Source organism: Rhodanobacter hydrolyticus, from assembly GCF_044904645.1.
The window spans coordinates 731,650-756,182 of record NZ_JADIKK010000008.1; the positions used below are offsets into that span (position 1 = coordinate 731,650).

Here is a 24,533-nt window from a genome sequence, read left to right on the forward strand (position 1 = left end):
TTACCTGTGCGGCTTACATCAATCTACATTCCAGTTGCGATGTTTTAGATTATTTTAATACAAATACGATGATCAGTCGGTGATGTCAAGCCACGGAATCGCGCCGACGGCGAAGGCCGTCGCGATGAGGCATATGACCTTGATGGTGCGCCCACAGGCCTGTCCGGAGCGTCATGCGAACCATATCGTAGCCCGGCGGCAAACCAAGGGACTTATTCCCCGATGGGGATTCGCTACGTGGGTTCTCGACCAATAGCCTGCCGGGGCGCACGCTTTTTATCGCGCAAGGCAAAGCCGGCAAATGCGGTTTCGAAGCAATCCGTTCACTGGATCGGCGAATACAAAACATGCGGGCACATCGCTTGCCACAGGGAGCGCGGGCGTCTCAATGCGGCACAACGGACGATCAGATTACCCCGACGCTGACGACCAACGGCTTGCCTTCAGGTACTCACGGGCGCGCTGACGAACGATCCAGCCACTTCGGCGAGTCCGGCAGATGTCCGCACGCGCCTCGGTGAAGCCGTCATTTGCGTGACGGGTTCACAAGCGCCGATCCATGGCCACCCCGAGCGTTCGAACATTTACAAACGCTCAGCCCAGGCCGAACGAGTGACGGCACCAGCCCAGCAACGGACCCCAGTACACGCCCAGCACCAGCAATGCCAGTGCATTGATCGACAGCACCACGCGCAACGAGGCGTCAGCCTGCGGCTGATCGGCGCCGCCCTCTTCCGGCTTGTCGAAGTACATCACCTTCACCACGTGCAGGTAGTAGTACAGGCCGATGATGGCGAACACCGCGCCGACGATGGCCAGCCACAGCATGTGCGCGTCGATCGCCGCCTGCAGCACCAGGTACTTCGCGTAGAAGCCGAACAGCGGCGGCACGCCAGCCAGCGAGAACAGCGCCAATGCCATCAGCGCGGCAAACCACGGCGAACGCTGGTTCAGGCCCTTGAGGTCGGAGATCTCCTCGCATTCGAAGCCCGCGCGTGCCAGTGCCAGGATCACGCCGAACGACACCGTGCTCATCAGCGCGTAGCTGATCGCGTAGAACATCGCGGAGGAATAGCCTTCCGGCCCCGCATTGACCAGGCCCATCAGCAGGTAGCCCATGTGCGAGATGGTCGAATAGGCCAGCATGCGCTTGAGGTTGCTCTGCACGATGGCGACCAGATTGCCGATGGCCATCGACAGCACCGCCACTGCGGCCAGCATCGGCTGCCAGTGCTGCGACAGGCCGCCCAACCCCGTCTCCAGCAGGCGCCACGCCATGCCGAACGCGGCCAGCTTTGAGGTGGAGGCGATGAAGGTGGTGACCGGGGTGGAAGCGCCCTGGTACACGTCCGGGATCCACATGTGGAACGGCGCCGCGCCCAGCTTGAAGGCGATGCCCACCAGCATGAAGATCAGGCCGAACACCAGCAGGTTCGGCATCGCGCTCTGCGTCGCCACGGTGTGCAACTGGGCCAGGTCCAGCGAGCCGGTGGCGCCGTACACCATCGACATGCCGTACAGCAGCATGCCCGAGGACAGCGCACCCAGCACGAAGTACTTGATCGCAGCCTCGGACGACAGCGACGAATCGCGGTTCAGCGCCACCAGCGCGTAGGACGACAGCGTCAGCAGCTCCAGCCCCAGGTAGATCATGATCAGGTTGCCGGCCGATACCAGCAGCATCACGCCGATCACCGCGAAGATCATCAGCGTGTAGAACTCGCCGATGAACTGCTTGCGCTCGCGCAGATAGGGGCGCGCATAGACCAGCACCAGCACGGTGCACAGCAGCGCGAACACCTTGAGGATTTCCGAAACCTGGTCGCGTATGAACATGCCACCGAAGGCGGTCACGGTGACGTCGGGCTGGCCGGCCACCACGAAGTAGGCAGCCGCCAACAGCACCACGATGGAAATCCAGTGCAGCCAGTGACGCTGCTCGGGCTTCATGAAGGCATCCAGCAGCAGCAGCAAGCACGCCACCGTCACCATATAGAACTCGGGCAACAGGACCAGGATGTCGTTGAGGGTAATCATGTTCTATCCCGATCAGATCTTGTGGATGGCCAACTGCTGCACCACCTGCGTCACCGAGCTGTCCATCAGGTGGATCAGCGGTTCCGGCCAGATGCCCAGCGCCACGGTCAGCGCGGCGAAGGCAAGCAGCACGAAGGTCTCGCGTCCATTGATGTCCTTCATTTCGGCCACATGCGGGTTATGGATCTCGCCCCACAGCACGCGCTTGACCAGCCACAGCGTGTACGCCGCGCCGATGATGAGGGTGAACGCTGCGAAGAAGGCGATCCACGGATTGGCCTTGAAGCTGGCCAGTATCACCATGAATTCGCCCACGAAACCGCTGGTGCCCGGCAAGCCGCAGTTCGCCATCGCGAACAGCACGTAGAAGAAGCCGAACCAGGGCATCACGTTGATGAGGCCGCCGTAGTCCTTGATCTGACGGGTGTGCAGGCGGTCGTACATCACGCCGATGCAGGTAAACATCGCGCCGGAGACGAAGCCGTGCGAGATCATCTGCACCATCGCGCCCTGCATGCCGAGGCGTGCCGTGTCGACGTCGCCGAGCCCGCGTGCCAGCAGGAAGGCGATGAAGATGCCCAGCGTGACGAAGCCCATGTGCGCCACGGACGAATACGCCACCAGCTTCTTCATGTCCTCCTGCACCAGCGCCACGTAGCCGATGTAGACCACCGCCACCAGGCTGAGCGCGATCACCAGCCATGCGTAGTGCTCGCCCGCATCCGGCACGATCGGCAGGATGAAGCGCAGCATTCCGTAGGTGCCCACCTTCAGCATCACCGCCGCCAGCACCACCGAGCCGCCGGTCGGCGCCTCCACGTGGGCGTCCGGCAGCCAGGTATGTACCGGCACCATCGGCACCTTGATCGCGAACGCGAGCAGGAAGGCGAAGAAGATCCACATCTGCTCGGTGAAGGTCAGCGGCAGCGCTGCCAGCGTGTGCAGATCGAACGTGCCGGCCCGGTGGTACAGGTACAGCAGCGCGATCAGCATGAAGACCGAGCCGAGGAAGGTATAGATGAAGAACTTCAGCGTGGCGTACACGCGGCGCGGACCGCCCCAGACACCGATGAGGATGAACATCGGAATCAGCATCGCCTCGAAGAACACGTAGAACAGCAAGGCGTCGGTGGCGCAGAACACGCCGATCATCACGCCCTCGAGTGCGAGCATCGCGGCCATGTACTGGTGCGGCTTGTTCTGGATCACTTCCCATGCGCCGACCACCACGAGGATGCCCACGAAGGTGGTGAGCAGGATCAGCGCCACCGAGATGCCGTCCACGGCCAGGCCGTAGTGCACGTTCAGCGAGGCGATCCACAGGTGGCTCTCGACCAGCTGCATGCCGCCCTGCGCCGCGTCGTACTGCGGCAGCAGGAACAGGCTCGCCACGAAGGTGAGCACCATGAACAGCAACGCGAGCCAGCGCGCCAGGTTGGGCCGTGCGGAACCGGCCAGCAGCACCGGCACCGCGCCGACGATGGGCAGCCAGATCAGAAGGCTGAGCAAGTGAGTGAACATGTTAGCTTGCTTCCCTTATTGCGCAGCCGGCATGGAACCGAACAGCCAGTACCCGCCGAGCAGCAGGATCAGGCCGAGGATCATCGCGAAGGCGTACTGGTAGAGGTAACCCGACTGCAACCGGCGCATGCCGGCAGCCACGCGGTGCGTCAGGGCGGTGGTGCCGTCGACCATCACACCGTCGATCACCGCGGCATCGCCCGCCTTCCAGAACAGGCGGCCGAGCTTCTGCCCACCCTTGGCGAACACGGCGAAGTACAGGTCGTCGATCCAGTACTTGCGGTCGAGCACCGTCCACAGCGGGTGCAGTGCGCCCTTGATGCGGCCGGCGAGCGCCGGGTTGAACAGGTAGATATAGGTCTGGATCACGAAGGCCAGCAGCACCAGGCCGAACGGGCCGAGCAGCGAGAAGCCATGCAGCGCCATTGAGGCCGCGCTCTGGAAGTGTCCGCCCATCTCGGCGAGCACGTTGTTTGCCTCGTCCACATGGATGGCCGGACCGAACCAGCCACCGAACAGCATCGGCCCGACGGTGAAGAAGCCGACCAGCAGCGACGGGATCGCCAGCAGCACCAGCGGCAGCGTCACCACCCACGGCGACTCGTGCGGCGCGTGCGCCAGCTCGCCCGGCTTGTGATGGCCGTGGTCGTCGTGGTGATCGTCATGGTGTCCGTGGCCGTGATGCGCCACCACGGTGAAGCGCTCTTTGCCATGGAAGGTCAGGTACATCTGGCGGAAGGTGTACAGCGCGGTGACGAAGGCACCGGCCAGCACGCAGAAGTAGGCGTAGCCCGAGCCCCAGCGATGCGACTCGCCCACCGCGTCGATGATCGCGTCCTTCGAGTAGAAGCCCGAGGTGAACGGAATCGCCACCAGCGCCAGCGAGCCGATCCACATGGTGATCCAGGTGATCGGCATGTACTTGCGCAGGCCGCCCATGTAGCGCATGTCCTGCTCGTGGTGCATGGCGATGATCACCGAGCCCGCGCCGAGGAACAGCAGCGCCTTGAAGAAGGCATGCGTCATCAGGTGGAACACTGCGCCGGCGTAAGCCGACACGCCCAGCGCCACCGTCATGTAACCCAGCTGCGACAGCGTGGAGTACGCCACCACGCGCTTGATGTCGTTCTGCACGATGCCGATCAGGCCGGTGAACAAGGCGCCTGTCGCACCAATGACCATCACGAAGCTGAGCGCGGTCTGCGACAGCTCGAAGATCGGCGACATGCGCGCCACCATGAAGATGCCCGCAGTCACCATCGTCGCGGCGTGGATCAGCGCGGAGATCGGGGTCGGGCCTTCCATCGAATCGGGCAGCCACACGTGCAGCGGTACCTGTGCCGACTTGCCCATCGCGCCGATGAACAGGCAGATGCAGATCACCGTGGCCGCGTCCCACTGCGTGTTCGCGGTGATCTGCAGGGTCTTGCCGGCCAAGCCGGGCGCCGCCGCGAAGACGGTCGCGTAATCCAGCGAACCGAGGAAATACAGCACCGCCGAGATGCCCAGCAGGAAGCCGAAGTCGCCCACGCGGTTGACCAGGAAGGCCTTGAGGTTGGCGAAGATCGCGGTCGGGCGCTTGAACCAGAAGCCGATCAGCAGGTACGACACCAGGCCCACCGCTTCCCAGCCGAAGAACAGCTGCAGGAAGTTGTTGCTCATCACGAGCATCAACATCGAGAAGGTGAACAGCGAAATGTAGCTGAAGAAGCGCTGGTAACCCGGATCGTCGGCCATGTAGCCAATGGTGTAGACGTGCACCAGCAGCGACACGAAGGTGACCACCACCATCATCATCGCGGTGAGGCGGTCGACCAGGAAGCCAACGCTGCCGCTGTATTTGCCGATCGCGAACCAGGTGTAGATGTCCTGGTTGTAGTTGACCGCGCCACCCCAGACCAGCTGGTACAGCACGTAGAACGCCAGGCCGCAGGAAACCAGCAGGCCCAGGATGGTGACGCTGTGCGCGCCAGCACGGCCGATCTGCTTGCCGAGGAAGCCGGCCAGCAGGCAGCCCACCAGCGGCGCCAGCGCGATCGTCAGCAGGATGGATGTCGAAAGTTGCATCGGATCAACCCTTCATGCTGTCGATTTCGGCGACGTTGACCGTGCTGCGGTTGCGGAACAGCAGCACCAGGATCGCCAGGCCGATGGCGGATTCCGCCGCGGCCACGGTGAGGATGAAGAACACGAACACCTGCCCCGCCACGTCGTGGCCGAAGCGGGAGAACGCCACGAAGTTGATGTTCACCGCGAGCAGCATCAGCTCGATCGCCATCAGCAGCACGATCACGTTCTTGCGGTTGATGAACAGGCCGGCGACGGCGATGCAGAACAGAATCGCGCCGAGCACGATGAAGTGCGAAAGGGTAATCATGGCCGGGGCTCCTGCGAGGTCTGGACTTCCTGGGCCGGAGCGGCATCGACAGGACGCTCGGCCGCCATCTTCAACACGCGCACGCGGTCACGCGGATTGACCTGCACCTGCTGGCTGGCGTACTGGCGCTTCACACCCACGCGCTGGCGCAGAGTCAGCGCCACGGCAGCGACCACGCCGACGGTGAGGATCAGCGCGGCGATTTCGAACGGCAGCAGGTACTGCGAGTACAGCGCCTTGCCCAGCCACGCGGTGTTGGAATCTCCCGCGGGGTTCGCGCCCAGCGTCTGCGCATGCATCACGCGCACGCCGATCAGGGCCAGCATCTCCAGCAGCATCACCACGGCCACCATCAGGCCCACCGGCAGGAAGCGCACGAAGCCCTCGCGCAACCGCTCCATATCGATGTCCAGCATCATCACCACGAACAGGAACAGCACCATCACGGCGCCCACGTACACCACGATCAGCGCGATGGCGAGGAACTCCGCCTCGGCCAGCATCCAGATGCAGGCCGTGCTGAAGAAGGTCAGCACCAACGCCAGCACCGCATGCACCGAGTTGCGCAGGGTGATCACCGCCAGCGCGGAAATCACCGTGACCGCGCCGAAGGCGTAGAAACAGATGAGTTGGAACAGGTTCGGATCAATCATGACGTTCCGTCCTCAACGGTAAGCCGCGTCTTGCGCACGGGCAGCGGCGATGTCCGCCTCGAAGCGGTCGCCGATGGCGAGCAACTGCAGCTTGGTCACCACGTTCTCGCCGCGGTGCTCGAAGTGGTACTCGTGGATGCTGGTCTCGACGATGGAGTCCACCGGGCAGCTCTCTTCGCAGAAGCCGCAGTAGATGCACTTGAACAGATCGATGTCGTAGCGCGTGGTGCGGCGCTGGCCGTCGCTCTCGCGCGGCGCGGAGTCGATGGTGATCGCCAGCGCCGGACAGACCGCCTCGCACAGCTTGCAGGCGATGCAGCGTTCCTCGCCGTTCGCGTAGCGGCGCAGCGCGTGCAGGCCGCGGAAGCGGTTCGACTTGGGGATGTGCTCCATCGGGTAGCGCATCGTGTACTTCGGGCTGAACAGGTAGCGCCAGGTGAGTCCCAGGCCCTTGAGCAGCTCGATCAGCAACAGGCTGTTGAAATAACTGATTACGCGTTTCATCGGAATTCTCAAGCCCCCGCGATGCCGTAGTACTTCATGCAACCGGCCACCAGCACCCACACGATCGCGATCGGAATGAACACCTTCCAACCCAGTCGCATGATCTGGTCGTAGCGGTAGCGCGGAAAGGTGGCGCGCAGCCACAGGAACAGGAAGGCGAAGACGAACACCTTGGCGAACAGCCACAGCGGATTGCCGTGGCCGATCAGGCCCCAGCTTTCCGGGAACGGGCTGAGCCAGCCGCCCATGAACAGGATCGAGGCGAGGAAGCTCACCAGGATCATGTTGGCGTACTCGGCGAGGAAGAACAGCGCGAACGCCGAGCCGGAGTACTCCACGTGGAAACCGGCGACGATTTCCGATTCGCCTTCCGCCACGTCGAACGGCGCGCGGTTGGTCTCGGCCACGCCAGAAATGAAGTAGATGATGAACACCGGCAGCAGCGGCCACATGTACCAGCTGAGAATGCCCTTGCCGCCGGCCTGCGCGTTGACGATGTCGGTAAGGTTCAACGAACCGGCCAGCACCAGCACGCAGACCAGGCACAGGCCCATCGCCAGTTCATACGAGATCACCTGCGCCGCCGAACGCATCGCGCCTAGCAGTGCGTAGCGCGAGTTCGACGCCCAGCCGGCGAGGATGATGCCGTACACGCCGATCGAGGTCATCGCCAGCAGGTAAAGCAGGCCCGCATTCGCATTCGACAGCACCAGCTTGGCGCCGAACGGAATCACCGCCCATGCCGCCAGCGCCGGAATCAATGCAAGCAGCGGCGCGAGGTAGTACAGCGAGCGGTTCGCGCTGGTCGGCAGGATCACTTCCTTCAGCAACAGCTTCACCACGTCGGCGAAGGCCTGCAGCAGGCCGAACGGGCCGACCTTGTTCGGCCCCATGCGCACGTGCATCCAGCCGAGCACCTTGCGCTCCCACCACACGTACAGCGCTACCGTGACCACCAGCGGCAACACGATGCACAGGATGTGGATGACCGGCCAGATGACCTGGTTGAGTAGCTGTTCGCCCATGTGCCTTACGCCTTGCTCAAGGTGATGGCTGCGCCATAGGGCGGCAGCGTGGCGGTGATGTCCTGTGCAGCCTCGATCCACACGGCGCCGTCCGGCACGGTGCGATCGATGGCCACCGGCAGCGTGGCATCGCCGACGCGCACCTGCGCGCCATCGGCCACGCCGAAACGTGCGGCCTGGTCCGCGTTGATGCGGGCCGCCGGTGCACGGTTCAGCGGGTGTGCGTTGAGCGCCGTGGCACGACGCAGCACCGCGTCGCTACGGTAGATCGGCCACGTTGCGATGCGCGCAAGACCGGCCACCGGCATGCGCGCAGCCAGCGAATCACGCGCCGCGACGGTGCGTACCGCAATGCCATCGCGCAGGCCGGCGAGATCGTCGAACTCGAAACCGGCGAACTTCATCAGGCCACCCAGCGCGCGCAGCACCTTCCAGCCCGGTCGGGCCTCGCCAGGTGCCTTCGCGCCGGCCTGCACCGCCTGTGCCGTGCCATCGACGTTCACCAGCGTGCCGTCGGTTTCCGGCAGCAGCGCGATCGGCAGGATCACATTGGCCACCTCGCGCAGCGCGTCGCTGGCGTAGCCGCTGAACGCCACCACCTGCTGCGCGCCACGCAACGCATCGAGCGCCAGTGCGCCGTCGGCGAAATCGTGCGGCGGCTCCACGCCGTACAGCACGTAACCCTTCCGCGGCTGCACCAGCATGGCCTGCGCATCCAGGCCGCCATTGCCCGGCACCACGCCGAGCTGGCCGAGGCCGACAGCGTTCGCACCCACCGGCAGTTCGTTGTAACCGGCACCGGTCGCCGTGGCGATGAAGCGCGCGATGGCGCGCAGCCACGAGGCTTCCGGATGGGTGGCCGCGGCTTCGCCGAGGATCACCACCGCCTTGCCCGCCTTCAGCGCAGCGAGGGCGGCATGATCGCCTTCGTCACTGGCAGCGGCGTTGATCGAATCGACCAGCGCGTCCGGCGCCGTGGCACCTTCCGCCACGGCGGCGCGAGCCAGTGCCAGCAGCGCGTCGACCATGCCCTGCGGCGGCACGACGGCGACACCGGCCAGCTTGTAATTGAACTCGAACGCTGCCGGGTTGACCGCGTACACCTTGGCGCCCTTCTTGGTCGCCTGGTGCAGGCGATGGTTGAGCAGCGGCATCTCGTGGCGCAGGTCGGAACCGACCAGCAGCGCAGCCTGCACCTGCGACACCTCAGCCATCGGCAGGCCGAAGCGGCTGGCCACGGCGTTGTCGGCGAAATCGAGCTGGCGCAGACGGTGGTCGACGTGTGCGCTGCCCAGGCCGCGCGCGAGGCGCAGCAGCAGGTCAGCTTCCTCGTTGGTGGTAGCCGGGTGCACCAGCACGCCCAGGTCGCTGCCCGGCACGCCCTTCAGCGCCTCGGCGGCAACGGAAAGCGCGTCTTCCCAGGTGGTCTGCTGCCACTGGCCGTTGCGCTTGACTTGCGGTGCGCTCACGCGATCCGCCGCGTACAGGCCCTGGTGGCTGTAGCGGTCGCGGTCGGACAGCCAGCACTCGTTGATGGCTTCGTTGTCGCGCGGCACCGTGCGCAGCACGTCGCCGCGGCGCGTGTGCAGCCACAGGTTGGAGCCCATGGCGTCGTGGTAGGCGACGGACGGTTTGGCGATCAGTTCCCAGGCGCGCGCTTGGTACTGGAACGGCTTGTTGGTCAGCGCGCCCACCGGGCAGACGTCGATGATATTGCCCGACAGCTCGGTCTCCACCGTCTTGCCGATGTAGGTGCCGATCTGCAGATTCTCGCCGCGGCTCAAGCCGCCCAGTTCGTAGGTGCCGGCGATCTCGCTGGTGAAGCGCACGCAGCGCGTGCACTGGATGCAGCGGGTCATCTCGGTGGCAACCAGCGGCCCGATGTTCTCGTCGGCCACGGTGCGCTTGCGCTCGGTGTAGCGCGACACGCTGCGGCCGTAGCCCAGCGCCACGTCCTGCAGCTCGCACTCGCCGCCCTGGTCACAGATCGGGCAGTCCAGCGGATGGTTGATCAGAAGGAACTCCATCACGTCCTTCTGGAACTTCAGCGCCTTGTCCGAGCGCGTGGTGACCTTCATGCCCTCGCCCACCGGCGTAGCGCAGGCCGGCTGCGGCTTGGGCATCGGGCGGCCGCCCATCTCCACGTCCACCAGGCACATGCGGCAGTTGGCGGCGATGGGAAGCTTGCGGTGGTAGCAGAAGCGCGGGATGGCGATGCCGATGGCGTCGGCCGCCTCGATGATCATCGCGCCCTTGCGGATCTGCACGGGCTTGCCGTCAACCTCGATGTTGACGACGTCGGGGGCGGTGCTGGTGGGCTGCGCACTCATGCAGCGACTCCACGGTTGGCGGCAAGCTGGTCTTCAGTCATCGAGCGACCGTGCTGCACGTAGTATTCGAATTCGTTCCAGAACTTGGCGAGGAAGCCCTGCACCGGCCACGCGGCGGCTTCGCCGAACGCGCAGATGGTGTGGCCTTCGATCTGGCCGGCGATGGCCTTGAGGCGGTGCAGGTCGTCCTGCGTGCCCTTGCCTTCCACGATGCGAGTCAGCACGCGGAACATCCAGCCAGTGCCTTCACGACAGGGCGTGCACTGGCCGCAGGACTCGGCGAAATAGAACTGCGAGATGCGATGGCAGGCCTTCACCATGCAGGTGGTCTCATCCATCACGATCACCGCACCGGAACCCAGGCCCGAGCCCAGCTTCTGCAGGCAGTCGTAGTCCATCGTGGCGGACATCATCTCCTCGGCGTTGAGCACCTTCATCGAGGAGCCGCCGGGGATCACCGCCTTGAGCTGGTTGCCGTCACGCACGCCGCCGGCCATTTCCAGCAGGTCCTTGAAGGACGTGCCGAGGCGGATCTCGAAGTTGCCGGGCTTGTTGACGTGGCCGGAGACCGAGAAGATCTTCGGACCGCCGTTGTTCGGCTTGCCGAGATTGAGGAACCACTCCGCACCGTTGCGCAGGATCGCCGGCACCGAGGCGTAGGTTTCGGTGTTGTTGATCGTGGTGGGCTTGCCGTACAGGCCGAAGTTGGCCGGGAACGGCGGCTTGAAGCGCGGCTGCCCCTTCTTGCCTTCCAGCGACTCCATCAGCGCGGTTTCTTCGCCGCAGATGTAGGCGCCGGCGCCGAGCGCGCCGTAGATGTCCACGTCGATGCCCGAACCCTGGATGTTCTTGCCCAGCAGGCCCGCCGCGTAGGCTTCCTTCAGCGCCTCTTCGAAATGCTCGAACGGCTCGTGGTGGAACTCGCCGCGCAGGTAGTTGTAGGCCACGGTGGAACCGGTGCAGTAGCAGGCGATCGCCAGACCCTCGACCACCGCGTGCGGGTTGTAGCGCAGGATGTCGCGGTCTTTCGCGGTGCCAGGCTCCGACTCGTCCGAATTGCAGAGGATGTACTTCTGCATGTTGCCCTTCGGCATGAAGGACCATTTCAGGCCAGTGGGAAAGCCCGCGCCGCCGCGGCCGCGCAGGTTGCTGTTCTTGACGATCTCGACCAGCGAGGCGGGATCGGGCTTCTCGGCGAGGATCTTCCGCCACGCCTTGTAGCCGTCCACCTTCTCGTAGTTGTCCATAGCCCACGGCTTGTCGAAATGCAGCGTGGTGTAGACGACCTGGTGTTCCTGGGGTGCGGGCCCGACCGGACCGGTAGTGCTTGCCATGTCGCGCTTACTCCAACCCGTCCAGAATCTGGTCGAGCTTCTCGATGGTGATCCGCTCGTGGTAGTGGCCGTTCACGGTCATCGCCGGCGCGTACACGCAGGCGGCGATGCACTCTTCCTCGCGCTTGAGGTAGATGCGGCCGTCCGCGGTGCTCTCGCCCAGCTTGATGCCGAGCTTCCGCTCGCAATGCTTCACCAGGTCCACGCCGCCGTTGAGCCAGCACGAGATGTTGGTGCAGATCGCCACGTTGTTGCGGCCTACCGGCTTGGTCTCCAGCATCGAGTAGAAGCTGGCCACCTCGTAGGCCCACACGGCGGGCAGGTCGAGGTATTTCGCCACGGCGGCGATCAGCTCGTCGGTGAGGAAGCCCTGGTTCTGTTCCTGCGCGGCGAACAGCGCCTGGATCAGCGCCGAACGCTTGCGGTCCGGCGGAAACTTGGTCAGCCAGTGGTCGATGTGCTGGCGCGTGTGCTCGTTGAGCACGGCGAGCGCATCGACGTTCTTGACCTGGTCGTAATGTCCGGTGGCTTTCATGCGTTTCTCCGTCGTGCCGGCTCAGCGATCCACTTCGCCGAACACGAGGTCGTAGGTGCCGATCATCGCCACCACGTCGGCCAGCAGGTGGCCGCGCACGATGGCATCGATCGACGACAGATGGGCGAAGCCCGGCGCGCGCAGGTGCACGCGGAATGGCTTGTTGGCGCCGTCGGAGACGAGGTAGCAGCCGAACTCGCCCTTGGGCGCCTCGACCGCGGCATACGTCTCGCCGGCCGGCACGCCGTAGCCTTCGGTGAACAACTTGAAGTGATGGATGAGCGCTTCCATGCTCTCCTTCATCTCCGCACGCTTCGGCGGGGCGACCTTGTAGTTCTCCACCATCACCGGGCCGGGATTGGCCTTCAGCCACTTCACGCATTGCTTGATGATGCGGTTGGCCTGGCGCATTTCCTCGACGCGCACGAGATAGCGGTCGTAGCAGTCGCCGTTGACGCCCACCGGAATGTCGAAGTCCATCTCGGCGTACTTCGCATACGGCTGCTTCTTGCGCAGGTCCCAGGCAACTCCCGAGCCGCGCAGCATCGCACCGGTCATGCCCCAGGCCTGCGCCTGTTCCGGCGAGATCACGCCGATGCCGACGGTGCGCTGCTTCCAGATGCGGTTGCCGGTGAGCAGTTCCTCGTACTCGTCCACCTTCTTCGGGAAGTCGTCGGTGAAGGCGTCGAGGTAATCCAGCATCGAGCCTTCGCGCCAGCTGTTGAGGCGCTTGAGGTCCTTGCCCTTGTGCCACGGCGATTCGCGGTACTGCGACATGTGGTCGGGCAGGTCGCGGTAGACGCCGCCCGGGCGGTAGTACGTGGCGTGCATGCGCGCGCCCGACACCGCCTCGTAGACGTCCATCAGCTCTTCGCGTTCGCGGAACGCGTAGAGGAACACCGCCATCGCGCCGAGGTCGAGCGCGTTCGAGCCCACCCACATCAAGTGGTTCAGGATGCGCGTGATCTCGTCGAACATGGTGCGGATGTACTGCGCACGCTCCGGCGCCGCTATCCCCAGCAGGTTCTCGATGGCGCGCACATAGGCGTGCTCGTTGCACATCATCGACACGTAGTCGAGGCGGTCCATGTAGCCGATCGACTGGTTGAACGGCTTGGACTCGGCCAGCTTCTCGGTGCCACGGTGCAGCAGGCCGATGTGCGGGTCGGCGCGGACGATGGTCTCGCCGTCCATCTCCAGCACCAGGCGCAGCACGCCGTGCGCAGCGGGATGCTGCGGGCCGAAGTTCATCGTGTAGTTGCGGATTTCCTGGGCCATCGAATCAGTTCCTGCGCCAGTCGTCGGCGGCTTCGGCCTTGGCCTGCATGAGGTCGGCGTCGTCGCGGATCACGCGCGGCACCAGCACGCGCGGCACTACCGACGTCACGGGTTCGTACACCACGCGCTGCTGCTCGGGGTCGTAACGCACCTCGACGTTGCCGATCAGCGGGAAATCCTTGCGGAACGGATGCCCCACGAAGCCGTAGTCGGTGAGGATACGGCGCAGGTCCGGGTGGCCGTCGTAGATGATGCCGTAGAGGTCGAACGACTCGCGCTCGAACCAGTTCACGCCCGGCCAGATGCCGCAGACGGACGGCACCAGCGGCAGGCTGTCGTCCTCGCAGAACACGCGCAGGCGCAAGCGCTGGTTGTGCTCGATCGAGAGCAAGTGCATCACGGAGGCGAAACGGCGGGGGCGGTTCACGTCGCGCGGACGGTCGGCCCAGTCGAAACGGCCCACGGCTTCGCCTTCCACACCACGCGAGAAGCCGGTCCACGAGACGTCGGACGTGTCCCATTCGTTCTGGCCGTAGCCGAGGTAGTCGACGCCACACAGGTCGACCAGCTCGCCGAAGCGGAAGCCCGGCTCATCGCGCAGCGCGGTGGCCACGGCAAGCAGATCGGCAGCCGCCAGTTCGGCGGTGGTTTCGTTGCGCACGACGCTGATCTTCAGCGTGTCGCCGAACCGTGCGGCGAGCCGCTCGGCCAGCGAGGTCTTTTGCGTATCGGTCATGGCTCTGCCTTCAACCGCGGGCGATGGTGCTGGTGCGACGGATCTTCTTCTGCAACTGCAGGATGCCGTGGATCAGCGCTTCGGCCGTGGGCGGACAGCCCGGCACGTAGATGTCCACCGGCACGATGCGGTCGCAGCCGCGCACCACGGAATACGAGTAGTGGTAGTAGCCGCCGCCATTGGCGCAGCTGCCCATCGAGATCACCCACTTCGGCTCGGGCATCTGGTCGTAGACCTTGCGCAGCGCGGGAGCCATCTTGTTGACCAGGGTGCCGGCCACGATCATCACGTCGGACTGGCGCGGCGACGGACGGAACACCACGCCGTAGCGGTCCAGGTCGAGGCGCGCCGCGCCGGCGTGCATCATCTCCACCGCGCAGCAGGCCAGGCCGAAGGTCATCGGCCACATCGAGCCGGTGCGCGCCCAGTTCATCAGGGCGTCGACGCTGGTGGTGGCAAAGCCGCGCTGCATGACTGGGTTGTCGCCGGCCGGGCGCAGGATGTCGTCAACCACGCTCAACGGCTGCGGGTTGTGCATCACCTTGTCGATGGCGGAGATCACTCCCATTCCAGTGCTCCCTTCTTCCAGACGTAGGCGAAACCGATCACCAGCAGCAGCAGGAACAGCGCCATCTCGATCAGCGCCACGATGCCGATCTGCTTGAACACCACCGCCCAGGGAAACAGGAAGGCGATTTCCAGATCGAAAATGATGAAGAGGATGGCCAGCAGGTAGTAGCGCACGTCGAAACGCGCTCGGGCATCCTCGAAGGCTTCGAAGCCGCACTCGTAGGGCGCAAGTTTTTCCGCACTGGGCCGGTGCTTGCCGGCCAGCATGCCGATCACCAGCAGGACGATGCCCAGGCCGGCGGCCACGGCGATGAAAAGTAATACAGGCCAATATTCGGCAATCACGGTGCAACCTACCTCCGCGCCATCGGGGCGCATCAGCGACCGCGGGGAAACGGTCCGGCAATGCATTTCGGGCAACCACGCTCCCGTCTGGTGACAACCACGGGCGCCCGACTCTCCACGATCCAGGTCGTGAACCGACGCATTGTATCAGCGCATGCCGACACCACAACAGCTTGACGTTCGTCGGATGCGCGAAAACAACCCCTAGGTGCGCATGCGCTGGAAGCCGATGGTCACATCGTGTGCGTGGGCCGCTCGGAATTGAGCACGCCGGCCAGCATGTTCTCGATCCGTTGACGCGCCACTTCGGCGTCCGGCGTCTCGTTGAAATGGATGCCGATGCCCGCGGTGCGATTGCCCTGGGCACCAGTGGGGCAGATCCACGCCACCTTGCCCACCACGGACAGTCGCTCGCTTTCGTCGGCCAGGCTCACCAGCAGTACCACCTCGTCGCCCAGCGAATACGCCTGTGCGGTAGGTGCGAACAGGCCGCCGTTGCGCAGGAAGGGCATGTAGGCGTTGTAGAGCGCGGCGACGTCCTTGATCTTCAGCGAGATGATGCCCTGGCGGGCGGCAGCGGCAACGGGATTCATGCGGGCTCCTGGACGACTCTCGGCTGTCGATGCGACGACGCCCATGCTAGCGAGGGTCGCTCGCCGCGCAAAGCTCTAAGAGCTTGTTCACGATCTCTCCACGTCTCGCGCCGGGAGCTGTTTGCACGCAGCCCTAGGGAAAACCAAGGAGTGGATGCCCATCCACGACCGAGTGATGAAGCAGGGACGTTGGCAAACAGACCCGGCCCTTCGGGTTGTCTTGCCGCGACCGTCAGGCGGTAGCGCGCGGCGCAGCGGTTACCTGGCCGGCAGGTCAAGCCGCGCGCTACCGCATGACGTCCATCGCAAGACAACGCGGGCTACGGGAAAATCGTGAACAGGCCATCAGATCTCGCGCCAACCCCAATGGTCGAAGATCCATGGCGATGGCAGCGCCAACGACAAGCGTGCGAAGCAGACTTCGTTTGCCTGCGCAGCCGGCCAATCCAGCTGCCAGCCCCCATGCCCGTCGCGCCGCAACGGCGCGTCACGCCATGGCCATTGCCTCACTTCGCCGGAGGTGGTCGCTACGGTCAGGCGCAGGCATGGCCATAGCAACGGCGACGGGCGCCACGGCAGTCCCCGATCCGCAGCGGACGAAACGGACGCGATCGACGCATGGCGTTCGGGGCGCCGGGCCAACCGGCGAAACCGCTCGCCACTCAGGGCCAGTTGGGTGCCATAAGCGGCCAGCGCTTCTTCTTTGGCGGCCTGCTCCGCGGCGGTGCCGATCGATCCGGGCTCCGGAGCGGCATCACCAGGCCCGTGTATCAGATAACCGAGCAAGGTCGGCGTATATCCCAGCCGTGCCAACGCCATGCGCACCAGCACATGCGCTGCGCCGTGATCAGGATGGCGATCGGTCAGCGCCGGCATGGCGATCAGGTCGGGGGCGAAATCCGCCAACGTCACCGCCAGTTCGGCTGGTGCCTGACGATCCGGCTGCAACAGGCGGTCAAGCACACCCATGTCCGGCCAGCTCAGCGGTTGCAGCGCCGAGGGCGGCACGCCTAATCGATACAGCGCCTCTCCGCATTCGGCGCGGCGGCGGGATCCCCAGCGCGCCCGCCCGGCCGCGCCGATGAACCAGCGCCGTTCCAGCCAGCGCTGCGGCCATGGATTGTTGTCGCCATCGGTGAGCAGCAGTACGCGCACCGCACCGCCGACCGCTAGCACGCGCTGGATCAACAGGCCATTGGCAAGGGTTTCGTCGTCGGGATGCGGCGCCACCACCAGCAGGCGGGTTTGCGCCGTGATGCTCGGTGGCGTCGGCGCACTCAGCGCCATTGCGCCAGCAGTTCCAGCAACAACAGGTCGCCGCGCAAGGGGCCGCGCAAGGCATCCCGGGTGCGGTTGGCGGCGTCGTACCAGCGCGCCAGCGCTTCGCCATCCATCACGCTGGCGAGCGGCGACGCGGCCTGCGACGCCTGCGCACGACGTTCGTCGGCCACCGCCTGCGCGGCAAACCACAGGCGCTGTGCGGCTTCGTCGTCCAGCCAGCGACGGGCCATATCGGCCGCCTGTCCGCGGCCGGCGGCCAGCGCAGCCAGGTCGCGGCGTACTTCGGCGCGACGCTCCAGTGCGCCTTCCTGCGTCCATGCCAACGCCAGGCCCGGATTACCCAGCGCCGCTTCGAGCGCCTTCTGAGGTTGCGCCACGCCCTGCCCCTCCAGCCAGGATTGCGCCTCCGCGGGTGGCGGCACGTTGAATTCGATGCGCTGGCAGCGGCTGCGTATGGTCTGCGGCAAGCGCCACGGTGCATCGGCAAGAAGGACCAGCATGGTGCGCGTGGCTGGTTCTTCCAGCGTCTTCAACAGCGCGTTCGCGGCCGCCGCGTTCATCGCATCGGCCGGATCGATCAGCGCCACCTGCCAACCGCCAAACTGGCTGCTCATCGCCAATCGCGCGGACAGGTCGCGGATCTGCTCGACCACGATCTCGGTGCGCGGCGTGCCGTCTTTGCGCAGGCCGAAGCTGAGCGTCACCACGTCGGGGTGCGTGCCCGCAGCCAGCAGCAGGCAGCTGCGGCATTGCCCGCAGGCTTCGCCATCCTGTGCACGCTCGCACAGCAAGCCACGCACGAAGCGCTGCGCGAAGGCACGCTTGCCCAGTCCGGCGGGACCGCACAGCAACAAGGCGTGCGGCAAGGCGTCGCGCTGGCGGCGCGCCTGCAGGCGTGCCCAGTCCGCTGCGTGCCAGGGCATTGCGCTCATGCTGTCGCCCCGAACAAATGCGCGGTGGCCGCAATGGCGGCGCGCAGCACCGCCTCGGGCGGCTGGCCGGCGTCGATCACGCGGAAGCGATGCGGCTCGTCCACTGCGCGCGCGCGATACGCAGTACGTACGCGCTCGAAAAAACCATCCGCCTCGACCTCGATGCGATCCGCCTCGCCACGACCGGCTGCGCGCGCGCGCCCGTCGGCCACGGGCAGGTCGAGCAACAGGGTGAGGTCGGGCTTCAGTCCGGCGCAGGCCCACCGTTCCAGCGCGGCGATGCGCTCGACCGGCTGGCCGCGGCCACCGCCCTGGTAGGCATAGCTGGCATCCACGTAACGGTCGCACAGCACCCAGCGGCCTGCCGCCAGCGCGGGTTCCAGCGTTTCGCGCACCAGCTGCGCACGCGAGGCGAACATCAGCAGCAGTTCGCTCTCTGCACACATCGAGCGCTGCGCGGGATCCAGCAGGATGGTGCGCACCTGTTCGCCCAGCGCAGTGCCGCCTGGCTCGCGCGCCAGCAACGGATCGACACCGTGGCTTTCCAGGTGCGCACGCAAACCCTCCAGCAAGGTGCTCTTGCCTGCGCCTTCGCCGCCTTCCAGCGTGATGAGTCGGCCGCGCTCAATCATTGCCGCAATGCTTCAGCTGGTAGCAGGCCACGTTGCGGCTCTGCTGGTCGAGGGTGTCGGCAAACACGTGCGTGCCGTCGCCACGCGCCACGAAATACAGCGCGGTACCGGGCTCGGGATGCAAGGCCGCCATGATCGCCGGCTTGCCCGGCATCGCGATGGGCGTGGGCGGCAGGCCCGGGCGGGTGTAGGTGTTGTAGGGCGTATCGGTGGTGAGGTCGACCTTGTGGATCTTGCCCTGGTAGCTGTCGCCCATGCCGTAGATCACGGTGGGGTCGGTCTGCAGCAGCATGTGGTCCTCCAGGCGGCGCACGAATACGCCGGCGATCTTCGCGCGCTCGTCGGCGCGGCCGGTTTCCTTCTCCACGATGGAGGCAAGAATCAGCGCATCGTAGGGCGTGGCCAGCGGCAGATCCTTGTCGCGCCCCGGCCACAGCTGGTCCAGCATCTTTGCCATCGCCACATGCGCACGCTTGAGGATGTCGAGATCGCTGTCGCCCTTCACGTAGGCGTAGCTCTCGGGCAGGAAACGGCCTTCCGGCTGTTCACCCGTCGCGCCGATCTTCTGCATGATCGCCGCATCATCCAGACCGGCGGTGTCGTGTTTGAGCTTCTCCGCCTTGGCCAGCGCCGCGAGCACGTCGCGGAAAGTCCAGCCGTCGACAATGGTGAAGTTGCGCTGCAGCACCTTGCCCGCGGCCATATTGGCGAGCAGCTGGCGCGGAGTAATGCCGACGGGCGTGGCGTATTCGCCGGCATGCAGCTTGCCCGCGGCGCGCATCTGCATTGCCAGCAGGCGCCAGTACAGCGGCGACGCGCCGCTTAGCTGCTGACTGCGCAGCTGTCTCACGATTTCCTTGAAGCTGCTGCCGCGACCGATGTCGATGCTCTCGCCCTGCGCCGAAACGTGCAGCGGCGTATTGCCGAAGCGGCTGAAATCGCGCCAGCTCCACACCGCGACACCGATCAGCGCCAGCAACAGCACCAGGATCGCATTGCGCCAGAAAACACGTCCGCGCGAGGTCTTGCCAGTCATGCCTGCTCCCAAGTGAAGCCAAGCCCGCGCCAATGCGCCTGCATCGCGCGGGCCACCGGGCCGGGAGCGAACACCCTATCGCCCACGGCCTGAACGGGCAGAATGCCGCGAACGCTGGAGCATAGGAAGAGTTCGCCGGCGACAAGGCATTCGGCCAGCGGCAGATCGCGCACTTGCGCCTGCGGCAATGCAGCCAGCAGCTCGGCACGCAATACGCCGGCCACGCCGCAGCGGTGCACGCGCGGCGTCACCGGCACGTCGCCGATCACCGCAAACAGATTGGCCGCGGTAGCCGAGATCGCATTGCCGTGCGGATCGCACAGCACTCCTTCGGCGATCGCGGGATCGCTCCACTCGGCGCGCGCCAGCACCTGTTCCAGCCGGTTGAGGTGCTTGATGCCGGCAAGCAAGGGCTGCTCGGCCAAGCGCGTTTCACACAGGTGCAGGCGCACGCCGTCGCGGTACGCCGTCGCATCGATCTCCGGCAGCGGGAACGCCGCCACGATGCGGGTGACATGCGGTACCGCGGGCATCGCGTACCCGCGTGCACCGATGCCGCGGGTGAGCGTGATGCGCAGCACGGCATCCACGATGCCCTGAGTTACCGCCAGCGCCTCGCGCCATAGCAATACGGGATCGGGCGCAGGCAAACGCAGCCGCTCGCAGCCATGTGCAAGCCGCTGCATGTGACGCGCCCACAGCGGCGCGTTGCCGCCCACAAAACGGATCGTCTCGAACAGGCCATCGCCATACAGCAGGCCGCGATCCAGCGCGGCGACCGTGTCCTGCGACTGACCATCGACGAGCATCATGTGTCCCCTGCCCCCAATGCGCGCAACAGGCCGCGCGCCTTGGCGCGGGTTTCGTCGAGCTCCTTCTCCGCCTCCGAGTCGGCCACGATGCCGGCACCCGCGCGCAGGCACACCGTGTCGCCGGTCAGCGTCAGCGTGCGGATCAGGATGTTGAGGTCGAGATCGCCATTGCGGTCGAGATAGCCCAGCGCACCGGTATAGGCGCCGCGTGGCGCATCCTCCAGCGCGGCGATGATCTGCATGCAGCGCACCTTGGGGCAGCCGGTGATGGTGCCGCCCGGGAACACCGCTGCTATCGCCTGCCCCGGCGTCACGCCTTCGCGCAGGCGCCCGCGCACGTTGGAGACGATGTGGTGCACGTGGGCATAGCTCTCCACCGTCATCAGCTCGTCCACCTCGACGGTGCCCGGCACGCAGACACGACCAAGGTCGTTGCGCTCGAGATCGATCAGCATCACGTGCTCGGCGCGCTCCTTGGGATGCGCGGCGAGCTCGCGGATACGCGCAACGTCGTCGTCGCCGACCGTGCGTGGGCGGGTACCGGCGATGGGACGCGTCTGCGCGATGCCGTCGCGCACTTCCACCAGCCGTTCGGGCGAGGAGCTGGCGATTGCCCAGCCCGGCTGCTGCAGCAGGCCCGCGAACGGCGCGGGATTGGCGCGCCGCAAGGCCAGGTGCAGCGCCGCCGCGGTCGGCGGCTCGGCGTAGTGCGCACGCCATGCGCGCGACAGGTTCACCTGAAAGATGTCGCCCGCGGAAAGGTGTTCGTGGATGCGCGCCACGCCGTCGAGGAAAAGCTTTGGCTCGTCCTCGGCCAGTCGTACCGGCAAAGGCAACGTCGGCGCGGACGTCGCGGGCGCCGTTGCCAGATCGGCTTCCAGCACGTCGAGCAGGTGCTCGCTGCCGGCCTCGGCCACCAGCACGGTGCAACCGCGCGCATGGTCGACGATGACGGCGGCCGGGCAGCGCAGGGCCAGTGCCACCGGCAGCACGGCATCGGTGCGCAAGCGCAGCTTCGGCTCGATTTCGCTGGCCAGCTCGTAGCCGAGCAGCAGCGCCCAGCCGCCGTGGAACGGCAGGCCATCCTCTTCGCGCGGCAGGCGCTCGGCCCGCCAGGCGGAATCCAGTGCGTCCAGGAAGCGCGCGCCCACCGCATCGCCGGAAGCATCGCGCACGACACCGTCGGCAGTCAGCGTGAGGCTACCCTGCGGAAACGCGAACAGGATGTCGTAGCGCGCCTGCGGCGTGCCATGCAGCACGCTTTCGAGCAGGCAGGGATAGCGCTGCGGAAATGCAGCGGCCGGCGCGAGCAAGTCGCGCCGGCCGTGCAAGGTTCGACGATGTGTCACAGCGCAGCGGCTTATTAAACGCGACGGAACGCCAGCGTGCCGTTGGTGCCCCCGAAGCCGAAGGAGTTGGAGATCGCCACGTCCAGCTTCGTTTCGCGTGCGGTGTGCGGCACGAAGTCGAGGTCGCAGCCTTCGCCCGGCTCGTCGAGGTTGATGGTCGGCGGCAGCACCTGGTCGCGCAGCGCCAGGATGGTGAAGATCGCCTCCACGCCGCCAGCGGCACCCAGCAGATGGCCGGTCGCCGACTTGGTCGAGCTCATCGCGAGCTTGTAGGCGTAATCGCCGAACACGCGCTTGGCAGCCAGCACTTCGCCCAGGTCGCCCAGCGGCGTCGAGGTGCCGTGCGCGTTGACGTACTGCACGTCAGTCGTATTGAGGCCCGCGTCCTTCAGCGCGGTATCCATGCTACGTGCCGCGCCCTCGCCGCCCTCGCTGGGGGCGGTGATGTGGAACGCATCGCCGCTCATGCCGAAGCCCACGAGTTCTGCGTAGATCTTCGCGCCACGCGCCTTGGCATGCTCGTATTCCTCCAGCACCAGCACGCCGGCGCCGTCGGACAGCACGAAGCCGTCGCGATCCTTGTCCCACGGCCGACTGGCCTTGGTCGGCTCGTCGTTGCGGGTGGACATGGCCTTGGCCGAGCAGAAGCCCGCCATCGCCGTGCCGGTGGTGGCGAACTCGGCGCCGCCGGCGATCATCACGTCGGCATCGCCGTACTGGATCATGCGCGCGGCCAGGCCGATGTTGTGCGTGCCGGTGGTGCAGGCAGTGACGCAAGCGATGTTCGGACCCTTCAGGCCGTACATGATCGACAGATGCCCGGACACCATGTTGATGATCGACGAAGGCACGAAGAACGGCGATACGCGACGCGGGCCTTTCTCGTGCAGCTCGATCGAGGTGTGTTCGATGGTGTGCAGGCCGCCGATGCCGGCCGCCACCGCCACGCCGATGCGCGGCGCGTTGGCCTCCGTCACTTCCAGTCCGGAATCCTTCAGGGCCTGCGTGCCCGCGGCGATGCCGTAGTGGATGAAGGGATCCATCTTCTTGATCTCTTTCGGCGCGATCCATTGCGCCGGATCGAAATCCTTCACCTGGCCGGCGATGCGCGTGGCATAAGTGGTCGCATCGAAATGGGTTACCGGGCCGATGCCGCTGGCACCCTTGAGGATGTTGTCCCAAGCCGTGGACAGGTCGTTGCCGACCGGCGAGATGATGCCCATGCCGGTCACTACCACGCGTCGCTTGCTCATGCTCTTTTCCTTCGTGTTGCGGGGAGCCGGCGCGTGGCCGGCACCCTTCGTTCGCGGATGCCCATGGCCATGGCGCACCATACGGGATCGGACGTTACGGATTACAGAAACGAAAACTGCGCCAGTCGGCGCAGCTTCCGGTACCGCTCGCGAAGCAATGGCGCATTGCGCCTGCCTGCGTCGCTTGATCAATCCTTGGAGTGGGCCTTGATGTAGTCCACGGCTTGCTGCACGGTGGTGATCTTCTCGGCGTCTTCGTCCGGAATTTCGGTCTCGAACTCTTCTTCCAGCGCCATCACCAGCTCGACGGTATCGAGCGAATCGGCGCCCAGATCGTCCACGAACGAAGCGTTCGCCGTGACTTCATCTTCCTTCACGCCCAGCTGCTCCACGACGATCTTCTTGACGCGCTCTTCGATGGTGCTCATTGCAAATCTCCCACGGGGAATGTGTTGTGCGCCGGCTTGCGGCCGGCAAAGACCGGCGGATTGTAGTGGCTAAACCGCAAGGCCGCCATGCACCTGCCAGTGTTGCTGTGCCAGCCTCGCGGCCGATGCGAAAACGCGATTGTCGCCGAAAACGCGACCCTGTGCGACAGGTTTGGCATGCGTTGCCGTATGGACTCGGCACCGTTTGAAACTGCCGCGCCAAGCGCTCAGGGCATGTACATGCCGCCATTGACGTGCAGGGTTTCGCCAGTGATGTAGGCGGCAGCGGGCGATGCGAGGAAACCCACCGCCTTGGCAATGTCGCTGGCCTCGCCCAGTCGGCCCAGCGCGATCTGGTTCAGCAGGCCCTCTTTCGCGGACTCCGGCAGCGCACGCGTCATGTCGGTATCGATGAAGCCAGGCGCCACCACGTTCACGGTGATGCCGCGCGAACCGATCTCGCGCGCCAGCGACTTGGAGAACGCGATGATGCCTGCCTTGGCCGCCGCGTAATTGGACTGGCCGGGATTGCCGGTCAAGCCGATCACCGAGGCGATGGAGATGATGCGCCCCTTGCGCGCCTTCATCATGCCGCGCATCACCGCCTTGCTGGTGCGGAACACCGAGCTGAGGTTGGTGTCGAGGATGGCCTGCCAGTCCGCCTCGGGCATGCGCATCAGCAGCTGGTCACGGGTGATGCCTGCGTTGTTGACCAGGATGCTCACCGCGCCGAACTCCTTGGCGATGCCGTCGATCAGTGCCTCCACGGCGGCGGTATCGGCCACGTCCAGCACGCGGCCATGGCCGCCGTGCGCAGCCAGCCGCTCGCCGATGGCGGCCGCACCGTTTTCGCTGGTGGCCGTGCCGATCACGGTGGCGCCCATCGCCGCCAGCTCGTCCGCGATCGCCGCGCCGATGCCGCGGCTGGCGCCGGTGACCAGCGCGATTTCACCTTGCAGAATTGCACTCATG

At 65.6% G+C, this 24,533-nt stretch carries 24 protein-coding genes; all 24 read right to left on the reverse strand.

The genetic code is table 11. From position 1 onward, the window contains the following. Positions 1-594 precede the first annotated feature (594 nt). The 24 genes from nuoN to fabG all read right to left on the reverse strand — a co-directional run bounded on the left by nuoN (position 595) and on the right by fabG (position 24,532). The gene (gene nuoN / locus ISP25_RS05680; RefSeq protein ID WP_404612347.1) at positions 595-2,037 is read right to left on the reverse strand and encodes an NADH-quinone oxidoreductase subunit NuoN; all 1,443 of its coding nucleotides are present in this window, start codon (positions 2,035-2,037) and stop codon (positions 595-597) included. A 12-nt stretch (positions 2,038-2,049) separates the two neighbouring features. After that, the gene (locus tag ISP25_RS05685) at positions 2,050-3,558 is read right to left on the reverse strand and encodes an NADH-quinone oxidoreductase subunit M (RefSeq protein WP_192155111.1); all 1,509 of its coding nucleotides are present in this window, start codon (positions 3,556-3,558) and stop codon (positions 2,050-2,052) included. A 15-nt stretch (positions 3,559-3,573) separates the two neighbouring features. Then, a complete protein-coding gene (nuoL, locus tag ISP25_RS05690; protein ID WP_404612348.1) occupies positions 3,574-5,625 on the reverse strand; it encodes an NADH-quinone oxidoreductase subunit L in 2,052 nt (683 codons plus the stop codon). A 4-nt stretch (positions 5,626-5,629) separates the two neighbouring features. Then, positions 5,630-5,935 carry an NADH-quinone oxidoreductase subunit NuoK gene (gene nuoK / locus ISP25_RS05695; protein WP_077483669.1) on the reverse strand — a complete coding sequence of 102 codons (306 nt, stop codon included), beginning with the start codon at positions 5,933-5,935 and terminating at the stop codon, positions 5,630-5,632. Then, on the reverse strand, positions 5,932-6,588 hold the full coding sequence (locus ISP25_RS05700; RefSeq protein ID WP_404612351.1) for an NADH-quinone oxidoreductase subunit J: 657 nt from the start codon (positions 6,586-6,588) through the stop codon (positions 5,932-5,934). The genes nuoK and ISP25_RS05700 overlap by 4 nt, the downstream gene beginning before the upstream one ends. 12 nt (positions 6,589-6,600) lie before the next feature. Next, on the reverse strand, positions 6,601-7,092 hold the full coding sequence (gene nuoI / locus ISP25_RS05705; protein WP_192155105.1) for an NADH-quinone oxidoreductase subunit NuoI: 492 nt from the start codon (positions 7,090-7,092) through the stop codon (positions 6,601-6,603). Positions 7,093-7,100: 8 nt separating this feature from the next. After that, positions 7,101-8,117 carry an NADH-quinone oxidoreductase subunit NuoH gene (gene nuoH / locus ISP25_RS05710; RefSeq protein WP_192155103.1) on the reverse strand — a complete coding sequence of 339 codons (1,017 nt, stop codon included), beginning with the start codon at positions 8,115-8,117 and terminating at the stop codon, positions 7,101-7,103. Between the two features lie 5 nt (positions 8,118-8,122). Next, a complete protein-coding gene (nuoG, locus tag ISP25_RS05715) occupies positions 8,123-10,447 on the reverse strand; it encodes an NADH-quinone oxidoreductase subunit NuoG (RefSeq protein ID WP_404612353.1) in 2,325 nt (774 codons plus the stop codon). Then, positions 10,444-11,781: an NADH-quinone oxidoreductase subunit NuoF gene (gene nuoF / locus ISP25_RS05720; RefSeq protein WP_404612354.1), complete on the reverse strand. Its 1,338-nt coding sequence runs from the start codon at positions 11,779-11,781 to the stop codon at positions 10,444-10,446. The genes nuoG and nuoF overlap by 4 nt, the downstream gene beginning before the upstream one ends. A gap of 7 nt (positions 11,782-11,788) precedes the next feature. Beyond that, positions 11,789-12,316: an NADH-quinone oxidoreductase subunit NuoE gene (gene nuoE, locus ISP25_RS05725; RefSeq protein WP_192155097.1), complete on the reverse strand. Its 528-nt coding sequence runs from the start codon at positions 12,314-12,316 to the stop codon at positions 11,789-11,791. A 21-nt stretch (positions 12,317-12,337) separates the two neighbouring features. Next, positions 12,338-13,594, reverse strand: a complete 1,257-nt coding sequence (locus ISP25_RS05730) for an NADH-quinone oxidoreductase subunit D (protein WP_192155094.1) — start codon at positions 13,592-13,594, stop codon at positions 12,338-12,340. A 4-nt stretch (positions 13,595-13,598) separates the two neighbouring features. After that, positions 13,599-14,330: an NADH-quinone oxidoreductase subunit C gene (locus tag ISP25_RS05735; RefSeq protein ID WP_192155092.1), complete on the reverse strand. Its 732-nt coding sequence runs from the start codon at positions 14,328-14,330 to the stop codon at positions 13,599-13,601. 10 nt (positions 14,331-14,340) lie between these two features. Continuing rightward, positions 14,341-14,898, reverse strand: a complete 558-nt coding sequence (locus ISP25_RS05740) for a NuoB/complex I 20 kDa subunit family protein (RefSeq protein ID WP_192155090.1) — start codon at positions 14,896-14,898, stop codon at positions 14,341-14,343. Beyond that, complete coding sequence (locus ISP25_RS05745; protein ID WP_192155088.1) at positions 14,889-15,245, reverse strand: NADH-quinone oxidoreductase subunit A; 357 nt, start codon at positions 15,243-15,245, stop codon at positions 14,889-14,891. Before ISP25_RS05745 ends, ISP25_RS05740 begins: the two co-directional genes overlap by 10 nt. 233 nt (positions 15,246-15,478) lie before the next feature. Then, positions 15,479-15,838: a PilZ domain-containing protein gene (locus tag ISP25_RS05750; RefSeq protein ID WP_192155086.1), complete on the reverse strand. Its 360-nt coding sequence runs from the start codon at positions 15,836-15,838 to the stop codon at positions 15,479-15,481. A gap of 345 nt (positions 15,839-16,183) precedes the next feature. Further along, positions 16,184-17,125 carry a PIG-L deacetylase family protein gene (locus ISP25_RS05755; RefSeq protein WP_404612358.1) on the reverse strand — a complete coding sequence of 314 codons (942 nt, stop codon included), beginning with the start codon at positions 17,123-17,125 and terminating at the stop codon, positions 16,184-16,186. Then, positions 17,116-18,051: a DNA polymerase III subunit delta' gene (gene holB, locus ISP25_RS05760; RefSeq protein WP_404612360.1), complete on the reverse strand. Its 936-nt coding sequence runs from the start codon at positions 18,049-18,051 to the stop codon at positions 17,116-17,118. The genes ISP25_RS05755 and holB overlap by 10 nt, the downstream gene beginning before the upstream one ends. After that, entirely contained in the window at positions 18,048-18,683 is a 636-nt protein-coding gene (gene tmk / locus ISP25_RS05765) for a dTMP kinase (RefSeq protein WP_192155081.1), read from the reverse strand. Before tmk ends, holB begins: the two co-directional genes overlap by 4 nt. Next, entirely contained in the window at positions 18,676-19,719 is a 1,044-nt protein-coding gene (gene mltG / locus ISP25_RS05770; RefSeq protein WP_404612362.1) for an endolytic transglycosylase MltG, read from the reverse strand. Before mltG ends, tmk begins: the two co-directional genes overlap by 8 nt. Beyond that, positions 19,716-20,531 carry an aminodeoxychorismate lyase gene (gene pabC, locus ISP25_RS05775; RefSeq protein WP_404612364.1) on the reverse strand — a complete coding sequence of 272 codons (816 nt, stop codon included), beginning with the start codon at positions 20,529-20,531 and terminating at the stop codon, positions 19,716-19,718. The genes mltG and pabC overlap by 4 nt, the downstream gene beginning before the upstream one ends. Continuing rightward, on the reverse strand, positions 20,528-21,880 hold the full coding sequence (locus tag ISP25_RS05780; protein WP_404612366.1) for an aminodeoxychorismate synthase component I: 1,353 nt from the start codon (positions 21,878-21,880) through the stop codon (positions 20,528-20,530). Before ISP25_RS05780 ends, pabC begins: the two co-directional genes overlap by 4 nt. Positions 21,881-21,894: 14 nt before the next feature. Continuing rightward, positions 21,895-23,133, reverse strand: a complete 1,239-nt coding sequence (gene fabF / locus ISP25_RS05785) for a beta-ketoacyl-ACP synthase II (RefSeq protein WP_192155075.1) — start codon at positions 23,131-23,133, stop codon at positions 21,895-21,897. Between the two features lie 188 nt (positions 23,134-23,321). After that, positions 23,322-23,561 (reverse strand): acyl carrier protein, encoded by a 240-nt coding sequence (gene acpP, locus ISP25_RS05790; RefSeq protein ID WP_007513179.1) that lies wholly within the window; start codon positions 23,559-23,561, stop codon positions 23,322-23,324. Between the two features lie 227 nt (positions 23,562-23,788). Beyond that, positions 23,789-24,532 (reverse strand): 3-oxoacyl-ACP reductase FabG, encoded by a 744-nt coding sequence (gene fabG, locus ISP25_RS05795; RefSeq protein ID WP_404612369.1) that lies wholly within the window; start codon positions 24,530-24,532, stop codon positions 23,789-23,791. Position 24,533: the final 1 nt, after the last annotated feature.